We start from the raw sequence: 26,476 nt of genomic DNA, 5'->3' as shown, positions 1-26,476 counted from the left end.
TAAAAATAGATGGCATAATTCGTATGCATTAGTGATTGATCTTTATGTGTATTATATTTACTTGTGCTATTGGCCGAAAAGAAAACAGATGCCTTAATGGTTGGCGGAAGCTTATTTTATGTTTATCCCGCACTACTTGTTTATGGGGTACCAATATCAATTTTATTAAAAAAATTTAATGTTTTTAATTTACCTATGGTTTTTTTAGCGAGTGTAACTCCATTTATTATAATTATTCCAATGGGATGGAATGAGCCTATAATACCCTTATTTGTAATTTGCTTTGGCTCTATTGTTGTGGCTATAGGTTGTTGGTATACACGTTTACTCTTATTTAAAAATAAAAAAAATAACCAATAACCTGTCGCAGTTTAAAAGTGAGTTACCGACTATCAATCATAAGTATATCTAGTTTATGTTGAGCCCTGGTTTGATTTTTTATGTCGATAGGTTCAATCATTTCGCATTCGTCTCTGATCATTTCAGGAATGAGGCTTGGGTAGTGGCGACAGTCCTCTGGGCGGTCGAGGTAAATACTGCAGGTATACATATTTTTAGCGAGAGGATCTTTTTTAGGCGCAATTTCTAAAAATGGGCACACTTGAAGTCTTAAGCCTGTTTTTGGGTCAAACCAAATTTCGTTGTTTTTAACGTATTCATAAATTTCGGGGTTAAAGAGCTCCCATAAATCTATTTCCTCTTTCGTTGCGCTTAAATCGCCGCCGCCATATTTAATACAGCATTTACCACACTGGTTGCATTCTTTCATAATTTGCTAATTTGGTTGGCTGTTAACGAGTTTAAGTTAGTTATTAGTGTAGCACCAAATTTATTATTAACGCTCTACTGAATTTACCCATCCTTTAATTTTTGGGTGTGTAAACAATAGTTAGATACAATAACTTAAGTTAAAACCCTTTGTTACATTTTATATAGTACAGGCTTTATTTAATGGTTTACTCTAAAGGTAGCGAAAAATATTACAAACCCCGCTTGAGCAACTGTGTGATTGTTAAATGTTGCTGAGCGCAGATACCTAAGCAGGGCGTTATTATGAAGGAGGCTGTCACTAAGTTAAAAACAGAATTTAATGCAAAGCTATTGTATTGGAACAATCTTAAAAGTAGCAAAGCTAAAGTGGCAATCATCCTATTATTTTTAGTTGTCATTGCACTTAAAGTCTTTACGACCATTTTTACGTTGGATTGGGTTGCAAGTTTATTCAGCGTATAAGTTTACCAAGAGTAATTGCGATAAAGTTTAATCTCAGAGTGTTTAACGCCTACGCGATGTTCATTATTAATGTATTATTACGCTATACACCAAATTAAATAAATCAGTTGTTTAAATACGTTTTATAATGACTGTAATGATACATTTTAGCTAAATTGAGTGAGTAAATGAGTTTAGCTGCATTAAAGGATAACCAGTGATGATGAATACAAAAGTATATAAAGCGGTACATGATCTAGCAGAAGATTTAATGGCGGCGGCTAACAAAAATAACCGTGAAAAGTTTGAGTCGTTATTTGCTCAATTAAAAGCTATTTGTATTGAAAACGAAAACACCTCAAAAGATCACCCTGTACAATGGGAAACTTTAGCTGATTTTACCGAAGAGTTAGAAGAGGCAATTACTACTTACGAAAAAGCATTAGAAAAGTCGATTGCGATTAATAACAAAGATCACATGTCGTCGGTTTCTTTTTCAATGGCTACATTACAGCTTGAGCTTGGCCAAAAAGATGAAGCTATTAAAAACCTTCAAAATGCTAAAGTCAGCGCCAATAAAATTGAAGACAAAGAGCTTAAAGCTGAAATACACGACCTACTAGAGTCGCTTATTGAAGAAGAAGGTTAAATACATAAAAGTATAACTTATCCATATTAAATGTGATTTTTGTGGATTTAGCTTGAGCTTAATAAAGCGCTGATGGTTTATACCCTCAGCGTTTTTTTATGTTCGCTATAAATACTAAACCAAAATAAAAGGCTTACTATTGAGCTAGCTTATTCATAAAATCGATAATGTACTTTGCAATTTCTACTGGTTTTTCTTCAACGCTAAAGTGCCCTGAATCGAGTAAATAGAGTTCAGCGTTCGGTACATCTTTTAAGTATGCTTTAGCGCCTTCGGCTATAAACGCAGGGTCGTTTTTACCCCATACAATTAACGTTGGTGGTTGGTACTTGCGTAAATAAGCTTGCCACTTTGGATAGTCGAGAAGGTTGTTGTAGTAATCTTGTAGCAATTGCACTTGAATTACTCTATCGGCTTTGGTTTGTAAAAAGTGAAGATCGTGCGTCCAGCTATCTGGGCTCATCACTTCTGGGTTACTTTGTACGTCTCGTAAATACTGCTTATTAATAATGGCTTGTTCAGACGTGAACGAATAAATTTTATCTTGCTGAGCTTTCGAACTATCTTCATTCGCGGCTTTAAAAAATGCTTGCCTCAGTAGGGTTAGCCCCTCTAAATACGCATTACCATTTTGTACAATAAGTGCATCAAGTTTATTAGGATTATTTAACAACATTCTAAAGCCTACAGGTGCTCCAAAATCTTGTATATATAGGCTGTAGCGCTTTACTTTAAGCGTTGTGAGTAACCCTTCAACGTATTGAGCTAGTAATTCAAAAGTATATTTTTGAGTTTCTGGGTTTGGGCGTTCGCTGTATCCTGAGCCTAAATAATCGGGTGCAATTACATGATAACGCCCTGATAAAAGCGGAATTAGCTCACGATAACTATGTGAAGAGGACGGATATCCATGTAAAAGTACAATGGTTTGCTTATGTTGCGTGCCAGCTTCTCGGTAAAATATTTTTTTACCGTTTACGTTTGCATATTTGTATGTCGTTTTTGACGGCCATACAGCATCAACGGCATGCACTTTTGCGCTAACCAAGTATAAGATAACTAATGAAAAGACGAGAAGTGAAAGTAAGTGAGCTAGTTTTATTATGATTAGTTTTTGTAAATTATAGGGCATAAGTAAACTCGTTAATGTGTTTGATAATACTGCTTTATTAACTAATTAGACCTGCCTTTTTGATAATTACATTCATTGAAGCCTACAAATCCCTTAAATACTTAAGGGTAAAATATAATAGCTGTTAACTCTACAACCTCTAAAATAACTATTCTGATCTGTAGTTAAAAATATATTTCAAAAAATATACTTTCTGAATACTGACAAATTAAATACATTTTATAACAGGTAGTTATGATTTTTTGTCGCAGGCATTACAAGTTGATATTATTTTTAACTGTAAATGGTGTGTTCAGGCTGTTCATTTAAGCTTTAAATAAACGTGCCGGATATTGATACTAAAGTGTGGAATTTAAATAAAGAGTTAATTTTATGTTGTAAATAGTTAATTGTTAACATTATATTGGTTGTGTACTCAATGCCTTTACACAAAGGATTAATTTTCACACCAAGATAGGTAACAAAAATGAAAAAAAGCTCATTATATTGTGCGGTTTCGTCCGCGCTACTACTTTCAAGCGTTTTTAATGCACACGCTGGCACAGTTATTAAACAAACGTCGTCGCAAATGTGTTTTAGAACCGCAGGCAATGCAGTAAATGGTACTCAAGTAATATTAAATAATAATTGTAGTGGCGACGCAGCTAGGTTTAGTTGGACATCTGGTGGGAGTATAAAACACGATAAGTCAGGTTTATGCATTCATCCTGGCGGGTTAGTAAATCCGGCGGATGGACAGCAACTTGTATTGTGGTCGGGTTGCGATTTTGATAATCGAGTTAAATTTACTAAAACATCCGCAAACGCCATTAAGCATGTATCGGGAGGTAAATGTGTTCAACCAACTAACATATCAAATGGTAGTAACTTAGTTGTTAGATCGCAGTGTGGTGCAAATCAAAATAAGTTTGTTGTTGAGCAACAAGCAAGCAGCGGTGCAAGCGTTAGTAACGATAAAGTTAAGGTACAATTTAATATTGATACAAAACATGCCGTAGGACAGTTTGATAGCTTCGACCGTCGTAAATTTATTACGTTACATTCATCAAATACCGAAAGTGACTGGTTTGGAAATAATGCTCAAAGCTTAAATGCGCCTAATGCAGATCCTGATTTAATGACGCATTTTTTAGAAGATTACGATGTGTACTTTGGTCGTGATACGGGTAACATGAAATATCAACTAACACAATTACCAGAAGATTCAGCAAAACCAGGTTATGCAAGCGCGGCAACCGCAACAACAAATGGTGGCGGAGTTAAATGGAATTACACCAATATTACAACAGCTCAAGCTAAAACAATGCGAAAGCATGAAGGGCGTAACAGTGATTTAATTGTCGCCGCACAGCAACACCCTTATTACCCTGATGGTACTAAAATTGGTAATCAAAATTGGTCTTTCTCGCAAACAGATACAGCAGGTGAACCACTAGGTACAGCCCTGGGCGACTACATGGCGCAGTTTTTACAAAAGTACTTTAAAGCAGGCACATCTGACAGCCTTGGTCAAAAGCGCCCAACGTATGTTGAGGTAATGAACGAGCCACTATTTGAACTGCACGACTTTCCGCATAATGGCTATGATAAAGAGAGCCTCTATGACATTTTTAGATTGCATAACTCAGTTGCTGATGTAATTAATGCTAACCCTTCACTGAATGATGTAAAAGTAGGGGGGTTTACGGTGGCGTTTCCTGATTATGAAAAAGGGTCACAATTTTTCGATAACTGGAAGCAACGCGACAAGGCATTTTTAGATATTGCAGGAAATAAAATGGACTTTATTTCGATGCACTTATATGACTTTCCAAATTTCCCAGGTGGTCCTGGTGGTCAGCATCAAATACAGTACAGAAAAGGCAGCAATATGGAAGCGACCCTTGATATGGTTGAGCAATATATGGCTTATAAGTGGGGTAGTATTAAACCGTTAGTTATTTCCGAATATGGCTCTCAATTACAAGGCTCATTTGGTACTAAATGGACTCCGCAACGTGACTGGTTATGTCTAAAGGCAATGAGCTCTATGCTTATGAGCTTTATGGAAAGGCCAAACCGTATTGATAAAGCCATTCCGTTTATTCCATTAAAAGCAGAATGGGGCCGTATTAGCGACACTATTCCCTACTACTGGCGTTTACTGCGTCAAGCTAAAGAAGGTGAAGGCGAAACCGGCGAGCAATGGGTTTACACAGAAATGGTTAAGTTTTACCAGTTATGGTCTGACATAAAAGGGACGCGAATTGATAGCTGGGCAAGCGATATGGATATTCAAGCTGACGCGTATGTTGATGGCAAAGATGTTTATTTGATATTAAACAGCCTTGAATTTTCACCGACTGATATCGATTTAAGTGTTTTAGGTAAGGGTTCTAACGCCGTAACGAGTGTAAATATTAAGCACTTATATCCTAATGCTCAAGGAAAACCAATATTGGATAACAGCAACAGAACAACGCTCCCAAGCTCTGTTGTATTGGGCTCTGAATCAACCATGATAATTAAAGTGAGTCACCAAAATAATGTTGCTATTAACAATATCAATCAAGAGTCTAAGCATTACGCAAGTGCAGTAGTTAAAAATATTGCAGCCAACGCGACCCAGTTCTTTACTATTAACAATGTAGATAAAGGGGCTAATGGCGAGGCTACATTGCGCTTAGGTGTTGGCCGCCCTCATGGAAAGTCGTTAACGCCAGTTGTGACTGTTAATGGTAATAGAGTCGCTATTCCTACTGATTTTAGAGGATATGATCAAAAAAATGGTGGCCTTGGACGTGAGCGTTTCTTTGGTGTTATTGAAATTCCAGTGCCATATAATAACATTAAAAAAACTAACAATATTGAAGTTACATTCCCTGACAGCGGTGGTGCAGTTAGTTCACTAACATTACAAAACTTTAAAATGAGTAAACGTATTACTCGCTAAAAACGTGTAATAAAGGTTTAGTAATAAACAAACTGCGGGTTTATCTATATGATAGCTTCGCAGTTTTTTATTTGTATCGCTACAACTGCCTAACACAATACAAATAAACTAATACTAAATATGCGAGGAATGGCTTTAGGTGTATTTTTGCTGTTAAGCCTGTGAGTTTTATGCTTAATAATGAGTACAAGGTACTCATTATTAAAAATAAACACTATTCTCAGAGCGTTAAACTTAGCATGGTTGTTTTATTAATTTAATTGGGTATGTTTTAGAGGAGTTCCACTGGCCTACATATAAGTTGTCGTCTTGATCTACGCAAATACAATGCACGTGATTAAAAATGTCCCCGTTACTTTGCATCGGCTGTAGTTCACCATTTTTGTACTGGGGTTGCGGTGCTCCTAAATTAGCTATGAGCGTGTTATTTTTATCAAATATACTAATAAAGCCAGAGTCGTCAGCATTTTTATTGTCAATATGCGACCAGCAAACAGGTGCATAAAATAGTTCGCCTTTGAACACGGGACCGCCAATATATGCCCCATTAGCGCTAATTCTATCAAGGTACTTACCATCAAACGAAAATACTTTTAAACATTGCTCAAAACGAGAGCTTACTATTAATGTGGGATTTGATGGATCGCGTAAGTCTACTTCAATACCGTGGGTGTTGTGTAAATTGTAATTTTCGTCATCATTATGGTGACCGCCCCAATGGTTTATATAGCGGCCTTGTTTATCATAATGCAGTAAAAAGTCGCTGCCATAACCATCGGTTACATATAAGTCCCCATTGGGGGCAATGGCAATATCAGTAGGGCGAAAAGGTTGCTCGGGTTTATAAGCACCGCACGTTTGTGGATGGCCAATACTGTAAATCAGTTTGCCATCTAAGGTCATTTTGGAAATAAAGCCAGCCTGTGGAATGACATTGTTAGTAGGGCTATCCCATTGCTCTGTGCTGTGACCATCCCAGTGGCGATTAACAATCCAGCCACTATCTACAACGTATAAAAATTCTTGCTCGCCTTCTTTTACAATTTTTATAGCGTGTCCACCAGGAAAAGAGCTTCCAAAAGCGTCAAGTAATTCACCGTTTTGGCTATACACTAAAATATTATTAGTCGTGTTATCGGTGATCATAAATATTCTCCCTTGTGAGTCCATCACCATCGCATGACAATTTTCTATAGGGTATTTATTGGGGTTTAACTTCCCCCAGTGGGCGTCTATTTTGTATTTAAATTGACCTTGGCCAATTATTTTCCCGTGCGGGTCTTCGTCATTTTTAGGAGTAGCGTGAGGTATAAGGTGTTTTTGCTCTGAGGTTAACATACAGAATTTTCCATATAAAAAAACCAGCTTATGCATTGGGCTATAATGCATAAGCTGGTTTAGGCTAGAAGGTTACTTTAAGTGCGTTCTTTTGCTTTAAAATTTAAAATAGCATCATCGTTAACGCGTTTTAAAGGATAATAAACAGCTTCGTTTTCTTTAAATGGTTGGTTGCTAATCGCATTGTAAGCACTGATCATTGACCAACGAGGTTCTGCAGCACGGTTTTGATTTGATTTATGCAGTAAATTACAGTGGAAAAACAGTACATCACCTGGTTCAAGTTCTACATTGATAAGTTCATGGTACTTCATTGCTTCTTCTACAAACTCTAAACAGGCGCCTTTTTGGTCACCCGTTTTACTGTGATCCAATCGTCCCAAATGATGTGAGCCTTTAAGTACTTGCAAGCAACCATTTTCTTGCGTCGCTTTATTAATGGCGACCATACAGCTAATTGATTTTGGATAAAGCATGTAGTTATCACGATGCCAGTAGCCAAAATCTTGGTGCCATTCCCAGGCACCACCTACAAATGGTTCTTTCATCATAATTTTAGTGCTGGTGTGGTACACCTCTTCGCCAATAAGTGTTTCGCATACTTCAATTAAGCGACGACCGCGAGAAAACATACTGTATAAATCGTCGCCTGTTTTTTGCCATAAACAGACTTTACTTACAGCGCCGTCGGCGTCTTTTTTGTCCCATGCTCGCTCATAGAGTGTATCGTCATTAAAAGCAGTTTGTTGTAATAGCTCAATTTCATCAGCGCTGTAGTAATTTTTGACAATAATATAACCATCACGATGAAAATCAGCTATTTGTTGTGGTGTTAAATAAGTGTGTGACATAAATATATTTCCATTTTCTCTTACAGTTGTATATTGTTAACAATGATTGCTTGGTTAAGCATTTAGGTCAAGCGTAATTTATATAAAAATATAGAATTCATATATGAATGAATTTTGTTTTATTAAGTTATTGATTTTAAATTATTATTGAAAATTTCAAGCTAAAAAAAAGTTTTAAATTTATATATAAACAAACGTATTGTTTATCAATTTTAAAAGGCATAAATAAGTACAAATGAACGATAAATCAAAAACTAAATATGCAGTTCCTGCTTTAGATAAGGGGTTGGATATATTAGAATTTTTAGCAAAAAATAAAAGGCCTTGTACACAAAGTGAGATAGCGGCTGGTATTTTAAAAACACCTAACGAAGTCTATAGAGTACTTATTGGGCTTGAAAAACGCGGTTATCTAATTCGCTCTGAAACCTCTGGTCGATATCATTTGTCATTAAAGTTGTATAATTTATCGCGAAGTATTTCACCAATGGATAATGTACTAAAATCGGCCTTGCCACATATGGAAGATCTAGCTGTAAATATTGAACAGTCATGTCATCTAAGTATGCTTTATCAAAGCCAAGCTATGGTGGTAGTGCAAGCGCGTAGCAAAAGCCCTATGCATTTGAGTATTGCAGAGGGGGCTTTATTTCCACTTAGTAGCTCAAGCGCTGGTAAACTGCTTTTAGCCAACAGTAATGACGAAGTGCGGCAAATGCTTATCGAACACGATGAAATTTACAGTGCTAGTAAAGACGCCTATAAAGCATTATTAAATGAGCTAAACACAATCAAAGTGCAAGGGCACATAATGCAAAGCAATCCACTTATCGCCGGAGTACACGATTTTAGTGTCTTAATTGGCAGGCCTAATGCAAATTTAATAGCTGCATTGACCATTTCTTCTTTTGACTCAACCCTAAACACTCACGCTAATAAACACAGTGTAATTAGCGAGCTTAAAAATACCGCCCAAAAAATAACCTCATTATTAGAGCGCTAATACCAACTAGCGCTTTTGTAGGGAGCAACCCGCTCAACAGTCATGCATAAGTCTCAGTACTTTACTGCTTGCTTACAATGTCGAATACAAAACCAACGCTAACTGTAAAATAAATGGTCAATTTGTTTGACTTAATTAGCTAAACTAATTTATTGTAAAGTTAATTGTTAACAATATTATGATGACAATAAGCATCCCGTAAATAATCCGTCAACGATTACACGTAATAAACACAATATTTAGGTGCAAAAATGACTAACACACAATTTAAATTAAATGCGATTTGCGCAGCAATGCTGATAACGTCTCCTGTAAGTTATGCCGCACAGGAAAACGAGACAACTGTACAAAGTGATGTTGAAGTTATCCAAGTAACAGGTATCAGAAGCGCATTAAGTAAATCTGCTTCAATAAAGCAAGATTCATCAGGCGTAGTTGATGCTATATCAGCAGAGGACATTGGTAAGTTACCTGATACTAACTTAGCTGAATCGCTGCAACGTATAAGTGGTGTATCAATCGACCGTGCAAACAATGAAGGCAACCAAGTTAGTGTCCGTGGTTTTGGTCCAGGTTTTAACCTTGTCACCTTAAATGGTCGTCAAATGCCTAACTCCTCTGTATTGCAAGAGGCGGGTGTTTCACGCAGCTTTAACTTTAGAGAAATAGCGGCTGAAAGTGTGTCGGGCGTAGCCGTTTATAAAACGGGCAAAGCGAATGTGGCCTCAGGCGGTATTGGCGCAACGATTAATATAAATACAGCAAAACCATTTGATTTTGACGGTTTTAAAGCATTTGCAAATGCAAAGGCAATTAAAGACACCAGTTCAGAGAAATCAAACGTAACACCAGAAATTTCGGGAATGGTTAGCCAAACATTCGCTGATGATACGTTTGGTGTTTTACTTGCCCTGTCGCATTCAGAACGAGAAAGTGGCCGAGAGCGCGTAGGCACATCGCAAGGTTGGGTGCGTAACCGAGCAAATGCTGCAGGTGTTGATAGCAGTGCAATTGATACAACAGCTAATCCAACTGGTACTTATTGGGTACCTTGGACGCCAGAAATGGAGCGCTTTGAAACTAAGCGAGAACGCCAAAATGCGCAGTTGGTTTTACAGTACGCTCCTAGTGACAACTTAACGGCTACCCTTGATTACACTTTATCGCGCTTTGAAGAAATTAGTAACACAAATAAAATGGCATTTTGGTTCGATAACCCAACAGGCACCGCCGATGAAAATGGCACTTTAGTCGATATTAAAAATGCAAATGATGAGTTAAATTTTTGGGCGTGGGAACTTTACGAGGAAAAAGAAAACGATTCATTAGGCTTAAATTTAGCGTGGCAAGCAAGCGATTCATTGAAACTTACGTTTGACGCTCATAACTCTACATCGCACTCAAACCCAGATGGTGATACAGCTGAAACAATCGCGAATTTAAAGAATGTCCCAGGTTCGGTTAAATCCATCAGTGCTAACTTCTCTGGTGATATTCCGAGTATTGGGGTTGATGATTCAACATTGGCGGGTGGGGCTTACAACCCAGCTAATATTGTGTCAGATTTATATCAGCGCCGTGGCTATGAAATGAAAAATACCATTAAGCAGTATCATGCAAGTGGACAATGGGAGAATTTGAAGAGTGGGGCACTCAGCGCTATTAATTTTGGTGTAATGTATACCGATTACCAAATTGATACTTATCTTTCTGAGCAATTTTCATTTGTGGATATTCCCCTAGACAACCTAGGGCTAACCTTTGATGAACAAGGTGACTTTGCTGATGAGTTTTCAGGTTCGGATCAGCTATTTCCATTTATTCCACGTTACAGTGCCAACGATTTTGTAGATATTGTCAGAGATGAAGGATTATTTATTGAGCCAAATATTTCTACAAATGGGGTTGAGGAGCAAACGCTCGCGATATATGTATCATTTGATCTTAAAACCGAATTTAACGATATTCCAATTGATATGAATGTCGGTGTGCGCTACGAAGACACCGATGTAACAGGTTATTCAGTCAAGCCTGGGGTTGTTGCTTTTAACTACCGTCATGCTGAAGAGCTTCGCCCTGTATTTGCTGCAACAGCAACACCGCAGGAGCTTGAAGGTGGTTATACACGTATATTACCAAACTTTGATATAAGCGCCGACTTAGATGACGGCTTTAAAACTCGTTTTTCATATAGTCGTACTTTAGCCCGTGCAGGTATTGGTGGTATGTTCCCATCAACTACCATTAACGCCCGTCCTGAAGGACCGTTTAATGCATCGCAAGGTAACCCTAACTTATTGCCAATTACGTCAGATAACTTTGATTTTTCAGTTGAGTGGTATGGAGACGACGGAAGCTATGCATCGGTTGGTTACTTTAAAAAGTTTGTTGAAAACTTCATTGGTGCAGGCGTAGTGCAAGGTACGCTAAATGATGTAAATGGCGAGCCGTTGCGCGATCCAAGTGTTAACCCTCGCCCTGGTTGTCCTGATAGTTCAGATACACCTAACCCAGCATGTTTAAGCCAAGCGTCAGACCCGATTGTTACATTTGATATAGCAACGCCAGATAATCTTCAAAATCGTGAAGTAGATGGTTGGGAATTAAATGCGCAGTACATGGTGCCTGATACAGGCTTTGGCGTCGTTGCTAATTATACGATAGTTAATAGCGATGAATCGTTTAAACCGTATGATTTTGACCAAACAATTGCACTAGCAGGACTAAGCGACTCAGGTAATTTGGTCGGCTTTTACGAAAACGATGATTACCAAGTACGTTTAGCCTATAACTGGCGCGATGATTTCTTACTGTCTTTGGGAACTGAGCCTACATTTACAGAGGCGTATGGTCAGCTAGATTTTAGTTTTAATTACACCATTAACGACACCTTGGGTGTTAGCTTTGATGCACTTAATTTAACTAATGAAACAACACGCCGCCATGGTCGTTTTGCAGAGCAATTAGTATCTGCTGAGCAATATGGTCCGCGCTTTAGCATTGGCTTAAGTGCTAAATGGTAAGTTAGTTTTTGACAAATAATACAAAACGACAGCTCAGCGCTGTCGTTTTGCTTTTTAACTAACGAGGTTGCTATGAACGATGATATTAAATCAATAGTAATAGTTGGCGGTGGAACTGCAGGATGGCTAAGTGCAGGAATAATTGCGGCGTATTTGCAAAAACATCACAGCAAAAAAATAAATATAACGCTGTTAGAGTCCTCAGATATTCCTACAGTTGGCGTTGGCGAAGGAACTTGGCCTACAATGCGCAGAACCCTTAAAGACATGGGTATTCGTGAAACTGAATTTATTAAAAAATGTAATGTATCGTTTAAGCAAGGTGCTAAATTTGCTAAGTGGGTAACCGGAGAAAATGATGATTACTATTATCACCCGCTTGAGCTACCTACGGGTATGTTTGAAAATAATTTAGCCACTAGTTGGCTTAATATTAATAACGCACAACCTCCTTTTGCCCAGTATGTAAGTGCGCAGCAATTAATATGCGAAAGCGGATTAGCTCCCAAACAAATCACCACGCCCGAATTTAGTGCAATAGCAAATTATGCTTATCACTTGGATGCAGGCTTATTCGCTACATTCTTAAAAAACCACTGCATTGATAATCTTAATGTTAAACACATTGTAGGCACTGTCGTCGGTGTAAACAATTGCACAAATGGCGATATTAAAAGCGTTAGCCTTAATAATAAAATAGAGATAGCTGGGGATCTATTTATTGATTGCAGTGGCTTTAAATCGTTATTACTAGGTGAGAACTTAGGGGTGGGGTTTAAATCTTGTAAAGATGTATTATTTGCTGATAGTGCGCTTGCCATACACATGCCATACAAAGATGACGAACCAATATGCTCGCATACTTTATCTACAGCACAAACATCGGGCTGGATTTGGGATATAGGATTACAAACACGCCGTGGAATAGGGCATGTGTACTCTAGTAAACACATTAGTGATGAAGATGCTAAGCAGCAATTATTTGATTACTTAAATATTAATAAAGATCAGCAAAGCGAATACAAAGTTAAAAAGCTTAGTTTCGAACCAGGACATCGTGAAAAATTTTGGCATAAAAACTGTGTCGCAGTAGGCCTCTCAGCTGGTTTTTTGGAGCCACTGGAAGCCTCTGCTTTATTACTGGTAGAAATATCAGCCAATTTTGTTGCGCAGCAATTTCCGGCCAATAGGCATGTAATGAATATAACAGCGCAGCGTTTTAACCGCATATTTAGTTACCGATGGGAGCGAATAATCGACTTTTTAAAGTTGCATTATATGTTGAGTAAACGAACCGACAGCCCATTTTGGCAAGCGCACTGTCATCAAAATACTATTCCACAAAGCTTAAAAGATAACTTATCACTTTGGGAATATCATACACCAAGCGATAACCACTTTGATCATTCACAAGAAGTGTTTCCAGCAGCAAGCTATCAATATGTGATGTATGGCATGGGGTTTACAGGCTCAAGCGAACTGTATGACAACTCAGAAAGTTATTTTAAAAAGGCCATTGCGCTTGTTAATAACAACCAGCAATACACCCAAAAATTACTTAATAAATTACCTACCAATAAAGCATTATTAGCGCAAATTAATCAATTTGGTATGCAGCAAATATAGTTAAAACATAAGAGCGACACACTATGACAAACTCAGTATTACTCGATAAAAATACACATAAGTACACTCGCATTAAAACTGAACGCGGTACACAATACGGCGAAGCAGTAAACTACATACCGGTTGTTGCCGATGAGCTTGCTCAACTTGCATTAGACTACCCAGTCTATTTTATGAAGAACAATCAAACTGGCCAGTTTGAACTGTATGCTTTAACTGGCTTTGATGAGGGGCAAAACTTATTTTTACAAAATGATATATGGCATGCCACTTACGTACCTTTACACTTACAGCGACAACCATTTAAGTTAGGAATAGGAAATAAACTTACTAACAAGACCGAGCAAACAGATCTCGCTGTTACAATTAACGAACAACACCCAAGAGTAAATAATAGTGAGGGAACACGGTTATTTAACGAAACAGGGGAGCCAACCACATATCTAAATAATGTGAGTGAGCAATTGATAAAGCTTATGCATGGCGGCGAACGTACAACCGCTTTTATCAATACCTTACTAAAACACGATTTAATTGAAGCAGTGCAGCTAAACATCACTAAATCAAATGGCAAAACACAAGGCTACAATGGCTTGTATTCTATTGCCGCAGATACACTACAACAACTACCGACAGAAACACTAAACGTTTTGCACTCAATGGGTTACATACAAGCTTGCCATCTAATCTTATGTTCAAGCGGGCATATTCAAAAATTAGTAAAATGGTTACACGATTTAAAATAAGTTTTATATTAATTAGCGTTACTTACCCCCACTGGTTTTACGTGTGCATTAGTTTATGCTGATACCGATGAAATAATAAATGAACTACAACTGGACACTATTATAAGTTCACTTCTTAGGTTTTGGAGTTCGATTATTCGCCTTGGTTTTGGTATCATTTAACTTATCGGCTTATATCGCAATGGGAAAGGTCAAGCCAGTAAACATTGATGATTAAGAGAATGGACGTGCTCGAACAAATAGAACAATGGATTGATGCAACAAATATTAAATATAAAACCCAAAGAATTAGCTGTGAGAAATTTGCTAGTGAGTTTGCAGGGTTTTATCCTGTCGAATTTTTAAAAAATGCCTTTTACGTTATTGTCGATGAAATACCCACACCTAACTTTCCTTTTTTGCGTGAAATGGGATTAGACGATTTTATTGACATGGATGCCGCAGGTACTACATACAAAAACACTTATTACATGCTTCCTCACGTAGCTGATAATTTAGCTGTGCATTTTCATGAACTTGTTCACGTAGCCCAATGGAGTGAACTTGGGGCCGAGGCTTTTATGTTGCGTTACATAACCGAAATTCAGCAGGTTGGTTATGATGCTGCACCACTTGAAGTCATGGCGTATGGTCTTGATAAGCACTTTACAAATAATGGCAAGAAAATAAACGTGCCTGAACACGTGGTTCAAGCGTTGTAGTTAATTAACATTTTCAAAGGATTGCATATGACACGCTTTACTGTTTTTTTACTGAGCTTACTTAGTGTAAATGCCTATGCGGCATCGTTTGATGACGATATTGTGGCTGCGTTACTTGAAAGAACAACACATAATGTTACCTACGATGGGTCTTATCGCTCTATTGCTTATCCGGGTGGCGATGTGCCCGCTAATGTAGGGGTGTGTACCGATGTAGTTATTCGATCATATCGACTTTTAGGTATTGATTTGCAAAAGCTTGTGCATGAGGACATGTTAAAAAGCTTTGAGCTATATCCCTCTAAGCGTATTTGGGGTTTAACCAAACCGGATAAAAATATAGACCACCGCCGTGTGCCAAACTTACAGGCTTACTTTAAAAATCATGGCCAAGTGCTCGCTAAATCAAGTAACGTGAACGACTATAAAACGGGTGACATTGTAACGTGGATGCTGCCAGGTAATTTGCCGCACATTGGTATGGTTGTGAATGAGTTAGCAAAAGACACAGGGAATCCATTAATTGTTCATAATATTGGTCGGGGACCTGAAAAAAGCGACATGCTTTTCGATTTTAAAATTACGGGGCATTACCGTTTCGTCCCACAAGAATATAAATAACCAGATTATAAGTATGAGTTATCTCATTTATTGATATTGCAGTATAAAGAAAAAGGATTTTGAACGTGAATACAAAAACCGATTCAAAAGAGGCTAACCCAAAAGAGGTTAATCTTAAACAAAGTAAACTCGCTCACAAAATAGCTAGTTTATTTATGAGTATTGCTTTTTCAGCCATAGGAACGGGTTTGTTTAGTTTGGTTGCAAGCTTACTTGGCAACGTAAATGTAACCGAAAAAACAGTTGGCAGTGTGTGGGTTTTACTGACCACTTTTTTTGTTATTTTAAATGTATTTGGTGTCATTATTTGGCATAAGCCGAAATGGTTAATTACTGCTATAAATAATGTGCTTAGGTTTGCTAAAGAGCGCAAAACAGCATTTTTTAGCGCCGTGCTAATGTTGATATTAATTATAGCAGGCTATTGTTTTTTTCTTTCCTTACCACAGCCAATTAGTTACAAAGCAACTCACTCTACACCTGCTGTTACCACTTTATCTGAAGTTTTAAACCCTGAACCGCTTTATATTGATTTTACTCCCGTTTTAGATGATGTAGAAAACACGGATGCAGTGTCTTACTCTGTCGCAAAGCTTGCGCTTGTTGGCAAAGTGATTCCCACAGGTATAAAAGCCACGCCTGAGCTAATTGGACAGTGGTCTTGGAATAGTGAAAGCCAGCTTAAATTTATCCCAAAACAAGATTGGTCAGCAGGGCAAGAATATAAGGTACGTTTTGATTCATCTATTTTTAAAAGTGATATACATCTAAGTGATAATGAGCATGTATTTAAAACTCCCAACTTTGAACTAACACTAAGCTCGCTCGCTTTTTATCAAGATCCTAACGTTAAAAAAAGTCACAAGGTGGTTGCAACATTAAAAGCGACTCACCCAACAGATATAAACACCATAAAAAATAATTTAAAGCTGACTCAATCACTTGAGCAAGATGGCAAGAACGAACTCGCACAATATAAATTTGATGTTACTTACGACAAGCATCAACGAGAGATTTACATTACTTCAGAGCAAATACGTATTCAAGATACCGAAAGCTATCTGTATTTTGTTATTAATAACGGTGTAAAGCCGGTTATGGGTCCTTCTCAAACAACAGAAGAGATCAAAGACGCCGTGTTGATCCCAAGTGTAAATAGCTTTTTTAGAGTAAATACGGCCAATGTGTTGATGGTAAAAAATACGCAAGGGGAACCCGAACAAACACTTGTTTTAGACTTCACAGATGATATTTCATCGCAAGATGTGGTTAGTAAAACGGTTGCTTACGTATTACCGACTAAAGATTCAAAAGGTAACTATAAGTACTTCAGTAGCCCACGAGAAGTTACTGATGCAGTGCTTAAGCAATCTCAAAAAGTTAAGTTAAATGCGATTCCTACCGCGCAAGATACAACTAAGTTACACAGTTTTACGTTTGACGCCCCTCAAAACCAGCAAGTTTATATCGCGATTGATAAGGGATTAAAGTCGACGGGTGAGTTTACGATGGTGAATAAATACGACACTATTTTAGATACGCCAGCTTATCCGACACAAGTAAATATTATGTCTAAGGGCTCTATATTATCAAAAAATGGCGATCATAAATTGTCATTTTTGACCCGCGGTGTAAACGCACTTCAAGTTAAAGTAGGTAGGGTAGAAGCCAATCAAATTAACCACCTTATAAGTCAAACCAGTGGTGATATTTCTAATCCAGAATTTAATAATTATTACTTTACAGAAGAAAACATAAGTTCAATTTTTACCAGACAAGTTAATTTAAAATCGGAGCAACCTAAAAAAGCGGTCTATTCATCTATTGATTTGAGTAGTAAGTATGATGAGTCAGTTGGTTTAGGCTTATTTTTTATAAATGCTCAAGCGTTAAATACAGAAGATAATTACGTATATGGCCCCCAAGAAAAACGACTTATTCTTATCACCGATTTAGGTATTTTGGTAAAAAATAATGCAGATGGATCTCGCGATATATTTGTCCAATCTATTGAAACAGGAAAACCGGTAGCAAAAGCGAAGGTGTCGTTATTGGGTAAAAACGGATTAGTTATTTTAAATGCTAAAACAGATTCTGAGGGGCACGCATTTTTCGACAACACAACGTGGTTTACTGATGATCAAACTCCCGTTGCTTTTGTAGTCGAAACTAAAAGTGACATGTCTTTTATTCCTTATAATCGTTATGCTCGAATGGTTAACTACTCTCGGTTTGATACCAGCGGTGTAAGTTCTGGGCTCAGTGGTAGTAATAAAATAGATGCGTTTGTTTTTTCTGACCGTGGAATTTATCGACCAGGCGATAGTGTTAAACTTGCCACGATTGTGAAGCAACAAAATTTTGCAAAACTGGGCGATATACCGCTTGAACTTATAATTACCGATCCTAAAGGGACAACTGTTTATAATAAACGAGTGAGCTTAGATAAGTATGGATTGCTTGATTTTGACTTTAAAACACAAAATAGCGCCAATACCGGAACATATTATGTATCGGTCCAACTTATTAAAAATAATAATAGCCGCGACCAATTAGGCAGTACTCAGTTTAAAGTTGAAGAGTTTGTACCCGATAGATTGAAAATTAGTAGTCAATTTTCTCAATCATCTGCAAAGGGGTGGGTAAACAGCTCAAAATTTAAAGCATTGGTGAGCCTTCAAAACTTATTTGGTACACCTGCTCAAAATAGACGTGTTACTGCTGATTTACGTTTATCTCCAGCTGGTTTTTACTTTAATGAATACAAAGGTTATGTGTTTTCTGATCCCCACAGTGAAGGAAAAAATATTAGACACAGTTATGAATCATTAACCGAAACCAAAACTGATGAACAAGGCAAGGCAGAATTTGATATTGACTTAACTCGCTATGAGGCAGGTACTTATCAGTTAAATTTTGCAGTACAAGGGTATGAAGAAGGCGGTGGTAAAAGTGTTCGTGCAAGCAGCTCGGTGCTTGTTTCACCCGTTGAGCAGTTAGTTGGTTATAAAGCCGATGGCGATTTAAGCTACATATCAAAAGAGTCAAAACGTGTTGTAAAATTTATTAATATTAATTCAGAAACTGAGCAAGTAGCTCGTGATGATTTATCGCTAAATTTAATAGAACAACAATATGTATCTACGTTGGTGCAACAAAATAACGGCACTTATAAGTACCAATCGGTTAGAAAAAACAAACAGGTATCAAGCAATCCGTTTTACATTAAACAAGATGGCGCAAACTACGAATTACCCACTGCTGAACCAGGTGATTACTTAATAGAACTCGTTGATGGCAAAGGGAATACCGTTAGTAGGGTATCATTTACGATAACCGGCACGGGTAACTTAGCGGGTAAGCTTGAAAAAAATGCTGAACTGCAAGTTCAATTAAATAAACCGGATTACAAACCGGGCGAAACAATTGAAATAAGTATTGTAGCACCTTATGTTGGCTCGGGTTTAATTACAATTGAAACTAATAAAGTACACGCTTTTAAATGGTTTGAGAGTAAAACAACAAGTAGCATACAAACCATAACGTTACCTCAAGGGATAGAAGGCAATGCGTATGTTAATGTTTCATTTGTTCGAAGCCTTGAATCGAAAGAAATATTTACAAGCCCATTAAGCTACGCAGTTAAACCATTTGCGATTGATCGTAGTAAACGCGCAATAGATTTTGACGTAAACATACCTGATAAAGTAAAACCAGGTGACGATTTAGTCATTTCATATAGTGCCAAATCACCTTCACGTGTTCTGTTATTTGCTGTAGATGAAGGTATTTTACAAGTGGCGAATTATCGGACGCCAAAGCCGTTAAATCACTTCTTACAAAAACGTGCTTTAGAAGTCAGTACCATGCAAATTGTTGATCTTATTTTACCTGAATTTAAACTAGTGCAAGAGCTTGCAGCTGCGGGTGGTGGTTATGCAGAATCAATGGCAATGAACCGCAAGAGCAAGCAACTTAACCCGTTTTCTCGTAAGGTACAAAAACCAGTCGCATTTTGGTCTGGTATTTTATCGGCTGATGCTAAAACGAAAAAACATACGTTTACTATCCCAGATACTTTTGCAGGTCAGGTACGTGTAATTGCTATTGCCGTAAATGACGAGGGTGTTGGTGTTAAAGAAAGTACAACACTTGTGAAAGGGCCCTTTGTATTAACTCCTAATGTATTAACGACAGCAGCACCAGGCGATGAGTTTGATATTGTACTTGGTATTGCTAATGGCGTTGATGATTCAGGTAAACAACTGCCAATTACGGTAGAAGCGCTTACTTCAAGCAACATTGAAATAATAAGCGATAAAAAATTAACGCTAAATATTGATGAAAAATCAGAAGACACATTAACGTTTAGAGTGAAAGTGCTTGATAAGCTTGGCGCTGCATCAATTACATTTACTGCGTTATCGGGTGACAATGTTAGCCAACGCACGGCAACGTTAAGTGTGCGCCCTGCGGTTGCATTTGTTAGTAGCTTTGAAAGTGGCTTTAGTGAATCAGGTAAAAAAGAAATAGCGGTTTCGAGACAGCTATATCCTAACTTATCACAAAATAATATTACCGCTTCACAAAGCCCGTTAGCGCTTGTTGATGGTCTTATTAGTTATTTAGATAACTTTCCTCATATGTGTACCGAGCAGGTAGTGAGTAGTGTGTTTCCGGTGCTGAGTTATTTAGAACACCCGAGTTATATGGGCGATGTATCTTATAAACATGAGCGTATAAACAACTTAATAGATACCCTTCGTCAACGTCAGTTACCTGATGGCAGGTTTATGTTATGGCCGGGTAATTCTAGTGCATCTATTTATTCTTCTCTTTATGTTATGCATTTTTTATTAGATGCAAAAGAAGCGGGCGTAGCAATACCTTATGATATGTGGAGCAGTGGTTTTGAAGGTGTGCGCAGTATAGCGAGCGGATCTTTAGAGACGAATGACAGAAACCGCGCTTATGCCATTTATTTGTTAACACGACAAGGTGAGGTAACAACTAATTACTTATCTGATTTAGAAAAAAGTGTAAATGCGAGTAATAGCAAAGTATGGCAACAAGATATAACGTCCGCGTTTATGGGCGCAACTTATCAGCTATTACGTGCAAGCGACAAAGCGCAAGCACTGATCCATAGCTATAAAATTGGGCAAGATACCCAGCACGATAATTGGGGCGCTTACGACTCACGTTTAGCTCACGACGGACAGTATATTTATTTGTTATCAAAACATTTTCCTGCTCGCTTAAAGCAGTTAACTAAAGATGATTTGTTTAATGTCGTTGACCCTATTTTTAAAGGAGACTACAACACGTTGTCGTCTGCTTGGTCTGTACTTGCTATGACGGCATACTCAAAAGTTGCGTTATCACAAGCCCAGCCTGAAGATGTAAAAATAATGGCAACAACGACAATGGCAGAAAAAAAGGCATTAGACGTAACCTATACACCTTATCCTAAAGCCTCGTTTTTAAATGACGTTAAAACGCTTGATGTATTAGCGCCACCTCGCTCATTTTACATGATGAGCCAAGCTGGTTTTGATACAAACGTGCCACAAAAGTCATTAAGTAATGGTTTAGAAGTTGTCAGAGAATACCAAGACGATAAAGGTAATGTGATAACCACCGCTGTTCAAGGTCAAGAACTAAACGTTGTATTACGAGTGCGTAGTACAACGGGTAAAAATATTTCGGATGTTGCTGTTATTGATTTACTACCTGGTGGGTTTGAAGTACTCAGAGACAGCGTTCGCAATAGCTATAATCGCTGGACCTCTGATTATAAAGATATACGAGAGGATCGCGTTATATTGTATGGCAGCTTTGGCGATAGCATGACTGAGCTTACTTTTAAGGTTAAGGCTACTGCATCTGGCAGCTTTGTAGTGCCATCGGCTTATGCTGAATCTATGTATGATTTAAGTATTAAAGCGCACTCAAAATCGGGTCGTTTTGATGTTACCGCCGCTAAATAAAAAGCTTAGTTTTATAATAAAAACGGCTTTTTTTACAACAGCACTGCTTGCAGTGCTGTTGTATTTATTTACTCCAAAGCCGGATATTACCCAGCCCAATGCTTACTCAACGGCTTTTTACGATAGCAGTGATAAATTACTTCGTTTAAATTTAGCCGCAGACGATAGATATAGATTATGGACGCCAATAGATAAAATCCCTTTGAGCGTTCAACAAGCTACTTTATTGTATGAAGACCAAGACTTTTATGAGCATATTGGTATCGATTTTATTGCTTTAATAAATGCGTTTTATACTAGCTATATTAAAAGAAGTCACCGAGTCGGTGCGTCAACAATAACAATGCAAGTAGCCCGGTTGCACTTTGGGATGAATACGCATGTTATTTTTGGAAAAGTAGAACAAATACTTCGAGCGTTACAAATTGAGAGACACTACAGTAAAAACCAAATACTCGAGGCGTATTTTAACTTAGCGCCTTATGGATCAAATATTGAAGGTGTTGGTGCAGCCAGTTTAATTTATTTTAAGAAACCAGCTATTGATCTTAATTTACCTGAGTCATTATTACTTAGCTTAATCCCGCAAAACCCAACCAAACGAAATCCCATTAAAAAATCGGCTAAACTGGTATTGCTAGAAACAAGAAAAAAACTGTTTACTCGTTGGCTTGAAAAGTACCCAGACGATAAACACTGGCTAGCAGCTATGCAATTACCGATAAAGGTATATGCCTCTTCAGACTTGCCTTTTGAAGCCCCACATTTTATTAATAATTTACAAAGCGAGTACCCGCACCTAAAGCCTGGAGAATATAAAACGTCGATAGACCTTAATTTACAAAACTTACTTCAGCGCCATGCAAGAAATTACATTAATCGCAGGCATAGAGACGGGCTCAGTAATACGTCTGCTATTTTACTAAATTATAAAACTATGGAAGTAGTTGCTGAATTAGGCTCTGTGGATTTTTTTAATAATGACATTAGAGGTCAAGTAAATGGTGTAAGAGCTAAACGTTCACCAGGTTCAACCCTTAAACCATTTATTTATGCGCTTGCTATAGACGAAGGGTTAATTCATCCATTAACGCTTGTAAAAGATGCCCCCAAACGCTTTGGAGGATATACACCAGAGAATTACGATCAGCAGTTTTTAGGGCCTATATCGGCTACTGAATCGCTAGTGCTGAGCCGTAATGTGCCTGCTGTTAATTTGATGTATCGCTTACAAAAAGTTGGGCTATACGATTTACTCGTTGCAGCCGATGTTAAAAAGCTTCAGCCCAAAGAGTTTTATGGTTTAGCGCTTGCGCTGGGCGGCAGTGAAGTAACGATGCTAGAGCTCGTTAAGTTATACGCTATGTTAGCTAATTTAGGGGTGTATAAGGATGAAGTTATATTAAAAAAAGACGCCACTGTTATTAACCAAAACAACCCAAATAATCAAAATAATCATATTAAGCAACTCATCAGCCCAGAGGCAGCCTACCTGACTTTACAAATGCTAAGTAAAAATAGTGCAGTTGATGAAATTTCATTTCAAAAAGAAAGAAGACAATCATATCCTGTATATTGGAAAACAGGTACTTCATTTGCTTTTCGCGATGCATGGTCAGTAGGTATTGTTGGTCCGTATGTTTTAGCTACATGGGTGGGTAATTTCTCAGGAGAAGGGCACCCATCTTTTATTGGGCGACAAGCAGCCGCGCCTTTATTTTTTGAAATAATACGTTCATTAGATAGTTACGGTTTAATCAAAGGCAATATAAAACCAGGTGGTTTAAATATTACAGAAGTAGATATTTGTTCAACAACAGGTGATTTACCTAATGTGCATTGCCCTAAAACAGAAAAAGGGCTTTTTATTCCAGGTAAGTCGCCAATTAAAGTGTCCGATGTACATCGTGAAATTTATATTGATAAAGTATCGGGATTACGTGCTTGTCAGTATGTTGAATCTACAACTACAAAGGCAGTTTATGAATTTTGGCCATCTGACTTAGTCAGATTATTTAAACAAGCAGGTATTGTTAAACGCCAGCCTCCACCTTATTTAGATTCATGCTTAATTAATGACACGAGTACACGAGGCTCAGCACCGAGTATTACATCCCCGAGTAATTTAATTAGCTACACGATAAGAGCCAGTAAATTGAAGCAAGAAGGCCTGCCTTTTAGCGCAATCACAGATACAGATTCACGTATTTTATATTGGTTTGTAGATAACAGCTTTGTTGGTAAAGTAGAGCGAGATACGCCTTTTTTCTGGCACCCGCAAGTAGGCGAATTTGACGTAAGAGTGGTTGATAATTTAGGGCGTAGCGCATCAGTTTCAATGCGTGTAAAGCTCGTTCAGTGATATTGAGTGTTCATGCATTTAATGTAATAAATAAAGGGTAGTTTTTTATAACTGAAATTTATATAAACTAGGGCGATTTACTCTTTCTTACCTACATGGATGATGGTAAGGGGCGTGAGCTGGATGCGGAGGTTTTGCTCGGTAGCCCACTAGACTACAAATCTCGGGCCGCGATTAAATCGGCTCCTAGATTGAACAAGTTTCAATCCACAAAGATCAACATGCCCTTATGACTTCATAGCCGCTAGTTTATATAACGGAGTATCAAAATGACTTCGAAAGTAGTTACTTGATATTATGTTTTACAGCCTTAACTGCTGCGGCGCTATCTTGAGCTTTAAGTGCTTCTAAAATAGCGCGATGCTCATTAACACACTCAGAGCTTGAGGTAATACGTTTGTAGTTTAAACGCATACGCATGACATACGGATACCAAATATTTACCAGCTCTTCGCCCCCAGCTTGGTATATTAAATACTGATGAAACGAAATATCGATTTTAGTTACTTCGGTATAATCTTCGCGATCGAGTGCGTCTTCTAGAGATGCTAAGATACCTTCAAGTTCAGCAATGTTTTGCTCAGTTAAATTACCGTTTAACTCTGTGATTGCGTACTCTTCTATGCTGCGACGAAGTTTAATCATTAAACGCTGTAGCTTAGGCTCTAGTACGCTGTTGACTGATGCGCCACAATTGTTTCGCGAAATCAACAGACCCTCTTTTGTTAATTGCAAAATCACATCTCGAATTGGGCCTCTGGAGAGACCAAAGCGCTCTGCCAGCTCTTTTTCATTTAACTTAGTTTGTGGTGGCATTTCACCAGAGATTATATCTGAACGTAATTGTTCAGCGATTTGATCTTTTACAGACAAAATTTTTGTTGCTCTGTTACCAGCCATATTTATTCCTAGATTTAATTTACTTTATGTGACCTTAGCTACGGTTAATAAATAGTCGTTATTCGAGTTAAGATCATGTACTTATCTCAGTGTATATAAAAAAAAAGGAATGGTCTATTGTTAACACATTACAACAGACCAATAAATATACAATTAAATGATGAATGTGCAATTATTTTTTAAATCGTCGCTCATACATAGACTCATTCATCGCTTTAGCGGCTCCAATCATTTCAATGTAGGGTCTATCAGTGACACTTATAAAGCCTACATTATAATTTTCGCCATCGTAAGCTCTGCCTGTAATCGGAGAATCTATATACTGAAACCAATGAGCACCTATAAAGTAGGGGTTATCGATCACTGAGTTCATATAATCGGTATACATATTTGCTCTGTCTTGTTGATTAGCCGCATGTATTAACCCAGGATGAAATAATCCTGAATCAGATGAACCAACATGAAACTCACCAATTATAGCGGGTTTATCAAATTGTGATAAAAACGCCCACTTGTCATCTCTTAGACCTTCTTTGTATGCGTTAAAACTTATTACATCAACATATTTAGCTGAGGCTTTAACAACTTCTATAGGCATGCCCCAATCAGGAAAACGCGCACCTAAATACATATGATTTGGTAGGTATTTATCCATAGCGGCATTTACCACACTAAAGTACTTATCAGCATAGGCGGTGAGTAATATAGAAAAATCGACCAGCTGCTCTTCATTTTTTATATCAACCGTTACACCTTTGTCAAACTCAACCCATGAGGCTAAGTTTAAGTGCCATACCTTATTAAGTTTAGCGACATCAGTATATTTTTCTTTCATTAAGCGAGAAAATTCAGCTTTAGTAGGCACTGCTTTAGCATCACGGCCTAATGTGTTTATTACAATACCATAATGGCTTTTAACGGAATCAGGGCGGCCAAAGCTTTTTTCGTTATCAATGAATACACCTACTGCCCAAGGCGAATTTTTAACTTCTTTTGCAACAACACTAACGGTTTCGTTAGCACGCACTGTAAATTCAGGGTCGAATACATCCGGCATGGCTCCCCAAAAATCGTTGCCGCTTGATACGGTTTTAAAATCACCTATAATCCAACCATTGGCAAAATAGGGCACTTTTTTATTATCGTAGTAGCTCGGATCTGTCCAGTTGCCTAATGAACTAAAGCCCCATGTAATCATTCTATCGAGGGTAACTTCTCGCCATTTTTGCATGTAATCTGCATTATTTTGACCATATTTACGTTCTAAATTAGCTGCGTAAAAGCTATATGTTTCTCCGTGTTCTAACGGACCCGAATGCGCACTTTTACGATAGCCAAAATGTTTACCGAGTGGATCGGTATAATCAGGTAGCCATTCAAATAAATTTTT

At 37.7% G+C, this 26,476-nt stretch carries 16 protein-coding genes and 1 pseudogene; 11 read left to right on the top strand and 6 right to left on the bottom strand.

The genetic code is table 11. From position 1 onward, the window contains the following. The first annotated feature begins 69 nt into the window (after positions 1-69). Positions 70-360 carry a hypothetical protein gene (locus tag P20429_RS03095; RefSeq protein WP_139047194.1) on the top strand — a complete coding sequence of 97 codons (291 nt, stop codon included), beginning with the start codon at positions 70-72 and terminating at the stop codon, positions 358-360. Between the two features lie 22 nt (positions 361-382). On the opposite strand, the gene P20429_RS03100 is transcribed toward P20429_RS03095, so the two are convergent. After that, complete coding sequence (locus P20429_RS03100; protein ID WP_007586180.1) at positions 383-769, bottom strand: YkgJ family cysteine cluster protein; 387 nt, start codon at positions 767-769, stop codon at positions 383-385. 663 nt (positions 770-1,432) lie between these two features. Here P20429_RS03100 and P20429_RS03105 point away from each other — a divergent pair. Further along, positions 1,433-1,861 carry a hypothetical protein gene (locus tag P20429_RS03105; protein ID WP_007586178.1) on the top strand — a complete coding sequence of 143 codons (429 nt, stop codon included), beginning with the start codon at positions 1,433-1,435 and terminating at the stop codon, positions 1,859-1,861. 136 nt (positions 1,862-1,997) lie between these two features. Here the strand turns inward: P20429_RS03105 and P20429_RS03110 are convergent, their stop codons facing one another. Further along, positions 1,998-2,894, bottom strand: a complete 897-nt coding sequence (locus P20429_RS03110) for an alpha/beta fold hydrolase (RefSeq protein WP_007586176.1) — start codon at positions 2,892-2,894, stop codon at positions 1,998-2,000. A gap of 565 nt (positions 2,895-3,459) precedes the next feature. On the opposite strand from P20429_RS03110, the gene P20429_RS03115 reads away from it, so the two are divergent. Continuing rightward, positions 3,460-5,925: a ricin-type beta-trefoil lectin domain protein gene (locus P20429_RS03115; protein ID WP_007586175.1), complete on the top strand. Its 2,466-nt coding sequence runs from the start codon at positions 3,460-3,462 to the stop codon at positions 5,923-5,925. Between the two features lie 234 nt (positions 5,926-6,159). Here P20429_RS03115 and P20429_RS03120 read toward each other — a convergent pair whose 3' ends face one another. Together P20429_RS03120 and P20429_RS03125 are read right to left on the bottom strand one after the other, a co-directional pair. After that, positions 6,160-7,263 (bottom strand): hypothetical protein, encoded by a 1,104-nt coding sequence (locus P20429_RS03120; RefSeq protein ID WP_007586172.1) that lies wholly within the window; start codon positions 7,261-7,263, stop codon positions 6,160-6,162. A gap of 77 nt (positions 7,264-7,340) precedes the next feature. After that, positions 7,341-8,114 (bottom strand): phytanoyl-CoA dioxygenase family protein, encoded by a 774-nt coding sequence (locus P20429_RS03125; RefSeq protein ID WP_007586170.1) that lies wholly within the window; start codon positions 8,112-8,114, stop codon positions 7,341-7,343. Positions 8,115-8,349: 235 nt separating this feature from the next. On the opposite strand from P20429_RS03125, the gene P20429_RS03130 reads away from it, so the two are divergent. The 8 genes from P20429_RS03130 (at position 8,350) to pbpC (ending at position 24,186) form a co-directional block, all read left to right on the top strand. Next, complete coding sequence (locus P20429_RS03130; protein ID WP_007586168.1) at positions 8,350-9,117, top strand: IclR family transcriptional regulator; 768 nt, start codon at positions 8,350-8,352, stop codon at positions 9,115-9,117. A 251-nt stretch (positions 9,118-9,368) separates the two neighbouring features. Beyond that, on the top strand, positions 9,369-12,140 hold the full coding sequence (locus P20429_RS03135) for a TonB-dependent receptor (protein WP_007586166.1): 2,772 nt from the start codon (positions 9,369-9,371) through the stop codon (positions 12,138-12,140). Between the two features lie 72 nt (positions 12,141-12,212). After that, positions 12,213-13,766: a tryptophan halogenase family protein gene (locus tag P20429_RS03140; protein WP_007586165.1), complete on the top strand. Its 1,554-nt coding sequence runs from the start codon at positions 12,213-12,215 to the stop codon at positions 13,764-13,766. 23 nt (positions 13,767-13,789) lie between these two features. Beyond that, positions 13,790-14,512 carry a SapC family protein gene (locus tag P20429_RS03145; RefSeq protein WP_007586163.1) on the top strand — a complete coding sequence of 241 codons (723 nt, stop codon included), beginning with the start codon at positions 13,790-13,792 and terminating at the stop codon, positions 14,510-14,512. A 221-nt stretch (positions 14,513-14,733) separates the two neighbouring features. Next, positions 14,734-15,213, top strand: coding sequence for a hypothetical protein (locus tag P20429_RS03150; RefSeq protein ID WP_007586162.1), 480 nt, complete (start codon positions 14,734-14,736; stop codon positions 15,211-15,213). Between the two features lie 27 nt (positions 15,214-15,240). Next, the gene (locus P20429_RS03155) at positions 15,241-15,834 is read left to right on the top strand and encodes a DUF1287 domain-containing protein (protein ID WP_007586160.1); all 594 of its coding nucleotides are present in this window, start codon (positions 15,241-15,243) and stop codon (positions 15,832-15,834) included. A 65-nt stretch (positions 15,835-15,899) separates the two neighbouring features. Further along, on the top strand, positions 15,900-21,824 hold the full coding sequence (locus tag P20429_RS03160; protein WP_007586159.1) for an alpha-2-macroglobulin: 5,925 nt from the start codon (positions 15,900-15,902) through the stop codon (positions 21,822-21,824). Beyond that, positions 21,805-24,186 (top strand): penicillin-binding protein 1C, encoded by a 2,382-nt coding sequence (gene pbpC, locus P20429_RS03165; protein ID WP_007586157.1) that lies wholly within the window; start codon positions 21,805-21,807, stop codon positions 24,184-24,186. Before P20429_RS03160 ends, pbpC begins: the two co-directional genes overlap by 20 nt. Before the next feature lie 285 nt (positions 24,187-24,471). On the opposite strand, the gene P20429_RS03170 is transcribed toward pbpC, so the two are convergent. Both P20429_RS03170 and P20429_RS19880 read right to left on the bottom strand, forming a co-directional pair. Beyond that, entirely contained in the window at positions 24,472-25,086 is a 615-nt protein-coding gene (locus P20429_RS03170; protein ID WP_007586156.1) for a GntR family transcriptional regulator, read from the bottom strand. 172 nt (positions 25,087-25,258) lie between these two features. After that, positions 25,259-26,476, bottom strand: a pseudogene (locus P20429_RS19880) (beta-galactosidase); the annotation flags it as partial.

This window comes from Pseudoalteromonas sp. BSi20429 (assembly GCF_000238895.1).
GTDB classification, from domain to species: domain Bacteria; phylum Pseudomonadota; class Gammaproteobacteria; order Enterobacterales; family Alteromonadaceae; genus Pseudoalteromonas; species Pseudoalteromonas arctica.
Note: the sequence above shows the minus strand (reverse complement) of the source record. Positions and strands in the feature narration are given on the sequence as shown.